Raw genomic sequence first — 751 nt, forward strand, 5'->3', positions numbered from 1 at the left:
AATTATCTTTGATTATAAAACTGGTTTTTTAAAACTTTGATTTTATAAAACAACTTAATGCAGAGTGGAACGGTTATTTTAAATAACTAAGTGTTTTTATTCCACAGGAGGCGGTCTAGCCCAGCGGTAATCAGTCCGGAAATAATAGACGCTTTAACAAACGATAGTGGTGATAAGTGCGCGGTCAACATCGAACCACAATAAACAAAAGAGATGGTCACTTTATAAATAAATTTGCGATAGATATTACTTCTTAGAAGTGACAGCGGTTTAAAAACCACAAAGTCAGCATTAGGCTCTTCAAGGTGCAAGTAGATTTATTTTAAAAACTGAACGCTTTGACCTGAAATGGTGCGGGTGAAGAGAGAGAAAACTCTCTGGCTACAAAAACAAAAAACAACTGTCGATTATTTAACTAACAACATACCACCACCGCTCACCCACAGCGAAGCGGATGGCGTAGTAAATAAAATAGATAAATACAATACTTATATAACTAATTCTCGCTTTGGCACTTTAACTTGGTAGTGAGTGCCAGCGAGTTAAAAAATAGGAAAAATAATTTAGGAGGTAAATATGAAAAAGTTAAATAAAATTTGTCTTAAACAAAAATATTGAGGATATTGCTCAAAATGCAATCAAGAAAACAAATTACAAGAATTAATGTTTAAAAGTTATTCAGTATCATTTGAAGATATGACTGATGAACATTGAGCATTAGGGAAACAAAATTAGGAGGAATTAAATTATG

At 32.6% G+C, this 751-nt stretch carries 2 protein-coding genes; both read left to right on the top strand.

Annotated features, from left to right (window positions below; translation table 4 throughout):
* The first annotated feature begins 348 nt into the window (after positions 1 to 348).
* Positions 349 to 528, top strand: coding sequence for a hypothetical protein (locus tag EHV01_RS06215; protein ID WP_422066701.1), 180 nt, complete (start codon positions 349 to 351; stop codon positions 526 to 528).
* 48 nt (positions 529 to 576) lie between these two features.
* Complete coding sequence (locus EHV01_RS06220) at positions 577 to 735, top strand: hypothetical protein (RefSeq protein ID WP_422065657.1); 159 nt, start codon at positions 577 to 579, stop codon at positions 733 to 735.
* Positions 736 to 751: the final 16 nt, after the last annotated feature.

It is taken from the genome of Spiroplasma sp. hy2, assembly GCF_044714365.1.
Lineage (GTDB): Bacteria > Bacillota_I > Bacilli_A > Mycoplasmatales > Mycoplasmataceae > Spiroplasma > Spiroplasma phoeniceum.